The 3,739-nt window shown below is 49.7% G+C and carries 3 protein-coding genes; all 3 read left to right on the forward strand.

Annotation, left to right across the window (positions count from 1 at the left end; translation table 11 throughout):
• On the forward strand, positions 1–1,680 hold a 1,680-nt coding region (locus tag AC3DOM_RS16505; protein WP_487920134.1), incomplete at its 5' end, for a hydantoinase/oxoprolinase family protein.
• On the forward strand, positions 1,677–3,353 hold the full coding sequence (locus AC3DOM_RS16510) for a hydantoinase B/oxoprolinase family protein (RefSeq protein WP_487920135.1): 1,677 nt from the start codon (positions 1,677–1,679) through the stop codon (positions 3,351–3,353). The genes AC3DOM_RS16505 and AC3DOM_RS16510, both read left to right, overlap by 4 nt.
• 2 nt (positions 3,354–3,355) lie before the next feature.
• Positions 3,356–3,739 (forward strand): aspartate/glutamate racemase family protein (locus tag AC3DOM_RS16515; protein WP_487920136.1); only part of this gene is annotated, 384 nt, incomplete at its 3' end.

Genomic DNA, 3,739 nt, shown 5'->3' on the forward strand with positions numbered 1-3,739 from the left:
CAAGGAAATGTGGTCACACCTTTGGATGAATCCATGGTACGAAGTGCAGCACGTGCGCTAAAGAATATGGGGGTGGAGACCATTGCCATTGGCTTCTTACACTCTTACCAATATCCTGAAAATGAGAGGCTAGCAGAAGAATGGGTGAAAGAAGAAGCCCCAAACGCATTTGTATGCACCTCCAGTGAAATTTCTCCGCGTTTTCGTGAATATGAACGCTTCCTGACCACGGCCTGGAACGCGCGCGTTGCCCCAAAAGCTGCTCAATATCTCTCAAACCTGGCTCAAGAACTGGATGCTCGCTGGCCCGGCCTGAAGCTGACTCTGATGACCAGCAACGGAGGTCTTGAAGAGGTAGACATGCAATCTGAAGCCACTTATGGCGATTTGCGTCGAACGCCGATACGCCTTGGGCTATCCGGGCCTGCTGCGGCCGGAAATGCCATCGTGCGCGTTGCTCACGATCTCAACTTAAAAAACTGCGTCGGCCTGGATGTCGGTGGCACCAGTTCTGATATCGTCGTTGTCCGTGATGGCCGATTACGTGAAGCTCCCTGGGAAGAAAGAAAGATCGGGGGTTATGTGCTTCAAATCCCAATGTTGGATTTATATACGATTGGAGCAGGTGGTGGATCATTGGTCTACCGTGATGAATTCGGTGCCATACACGTCGGTCCGCAATCTGCAGGCGCAAGCCCGGGTCCGGCTTGCTACGATCGTGGGGGCACACAAGCCACAGTGACAGATGCTGCTGCAGTGACGGGAAGACTTCCAGAAGATATATTGCTGGGCGGCACCATGCCTATTCGGGCCGACCTGGCTCACAAAGCAATTGCCGAAACTTTTGGCGTAAATGACCATAAGGAAATTATCCGTTCAGCCTTACAAGTTTTAGCATTAGCAGAAGCAAATATTGCATTCGGAATTCGCGAACGAACTGTGTCGCGCGGGTTGGATCCAGCAGAACTTGCGCTGGTTTCCGCTGGCGGTGCGGGATCATTATTGGCCTGTGGTGTTGCTGAGACTCTGGGCCTGGCCGAAGTGATTGTGCCTCATCGTCCAGGTCTGCTGGCAGCCTGGGGGCTATTGGTAGCTCCAGATAGAAGGGAGGCAACTGTTACTGTTTTAAGACGGCTGGATGAAATTAGCAAAGAAGAAACAAGAGCTTACTTTGCCGAAGCAGAAAATAAAATTTCCGAGTCTCTCCCTGAAGGAGCAAATTTTTTGCGAATAGCTGCACTCAGATATTTAGGACAAGGTTTCGAAGTTGAAATCCTGATCAATAATTCAACCGACTTAGATTCGCTTGAAAAGAAGTTCCATGAAGCTCATCAGCATGAGTATGGCTTCTCGATACCCGAAGCAAAGGTTGAGTGGGTAGAACTGCGCGCATTCTGGGAAGTTGCAGCTGAAGGCTGGGCTTTTCCATCAGCAGATACGAAAAAACAGGAACCTGACAAGCCTGTGTCGGTTTGGGAGTTACCATCAAATGAACCAGCTCCCGAGCCATTGAAAAGCCAGGCCAAATGTATCAGCCGTGACCTTCTTCTTTCCGGGTCGCACATAGAGGGTCCAGCAATCATCACTGAACAAGATGCTACTACCTATATCCCCACTGGATGGAAAGCTCAGGTAACTGATAATGGCTACCTAAGAATCAAAAAGGATGGACTGTTATGATGGCTAAAAATCAATCTGAATTGACCCTGGAAGATCAGGTCATCTACGGTGCGTTGACAACCCTTGCACGGGAAGTTGGTCATCGCCTCAAGCGTGCTGCATATTCATCTCTTATCCGTGAATCTGATGATTATGGCGCTGCGATCGTATCTTCGAACTTTGAATTGTTGGCAGAAGCTGAAACCACTCCCCTCCAAATGGGCCCTTTGGCCGGTTACTGCAGAGGAGTTATTCAAAGTTTGGAATTGGATGGAGAAGAACTGGACCCCGAGGCTGTTTATTTACATAATGATCCTTACCGTGGTGCCAGTCACAGCCCGGATATCGGCGCAATTGCCCCACTGTATGCAAATGGGGAATTATTTGGCTTTGTAGGAACCGCTGCGCACCATGTCGATATTGGTGCGGCCGTGCCGGGCACTTGCATCATCAAGGCGCATGATACCTTCAGTGAGGGCATCCGCCTGCAGGCATATCCGGTAGAACGGGAAGGGCAATCCGATAAGGCTGCCTGGAGACTGATCGGAAGCAATGTCCGTATGCCAGGATTAGTGATTGGTGATTTACGGGCCCAGGTTGCTGCCTGCCGGTGGGGCCAGTTGGGATTTGAGCGACTGGTAGAACGTTACGGGCTCCAGAAACTAAAAGATTCTACACAACGATTGGTACACATTGCTGAATTGAGGATGCGGGAGGCAATTCGGTCGTTGCCAGATGGAACCTATACATCTACAGGCTATCTTGATGGTTATGAGGATACTGGAGAAGTGGATATCCCCATCAAGGTAACCCTCGAAATCAAAGATGACGAGATTGACGTTGATCTGACCGGAAGCGCACCCCAGCTTGATAATGCGCCTATCAATATGCCCTTTTACGGCACGACAGACATGGCCGTGCTTCTTACCCTGCGCATGTTGCTATTACCTGAAACTGAACACCCTAATCTGCCGCATAATGCAGGTATGTTCCGCCCGATCTCAATATCTGCTCCTGAAGGAACAATCGTAAATCCCAGATTTCCCGCCCCAACGATTGGGCGCTTTTGCGGGGGGCAAATGGTGGCGAATTTAATTGTCCGCGCCATGCAAGATGTCTTGCCAAATCATGTCTGCGCTGGTTGTTCAACAACAAAAGCGGTCACCTTTTCCAGTGTCCAAGACGGAGAGCCGTGGATCTATATGGATGTGACAGAAGGCGCATATGGCGGGATGCAAGGTCTGGATGGGCTTGACGCGGTTGATGTCCTGTATGCCAATACGAAAAATAATCCGATCGAGGATATCGAAGTCCATTATCCGCTTAGAGTGGAACGATATGAATTACGCAAGGATGCTGCCGGAGACGGTCAATTTCGCGGAGGCTTTGGCCCCATGCGTGATACCCGCATCCTCGTGGATGGTTTTATCTCTGTTGAGGGGGATGGATTCCGCCATGCTCCCTGGGGGCTAAAAGGGGGAGAAGATGGAGCAACAGGCGGAGTGATGATCTTTGAAAAAGGAGATACGGAAGGCAAACTTCTTTCTTCAAAAATAGACAATATGTTTGTAAAAGAGGGAACCGTGATCAGGGATCTTTGCCCATCTGGTGGTGGATTTGGTCCACCATCCAAACGATCAGCTCAAGCGAGGCAAGAGGATATTGATGATGGCCTGGTAACAAAGAAGGAGTGAAGATGACGAAAGCGCTGGTTCTAAATCCAAATACATCTCAGGAAATGACCTCTGAGATCAGAGAAACTGCAACGCAAGTTTTTCAAAAACCCTGGGAGTGTGAAGTCCTTTCAGCACCAGCCGGACCTGAATCTCTAGAGTCTTGGACAGATTACCACCTGGCAAGCGTGTGTGTGTTGCCATTGGTTGAGGCGTACCAGACAGAGGTGGATGGCATTGTTCTGGCTTGTTTTGGCGATCCAGGTTTGTACCTGCTAAAAGAATATTGCGAAGTTCCCGTTGTGGGCATTGCAGAAGCATCTATGTCCCTTGCTATTATGCTTGGAGCAAAATTTGGGATCCTGGCTGGAATGCGCCGAGCTGTTGAATTGATGGACAGCATGGTA

The sequence above is a fragment of the Candidatus Desulfolinea nitratireducens genome, from assembly GCF_982879505.1.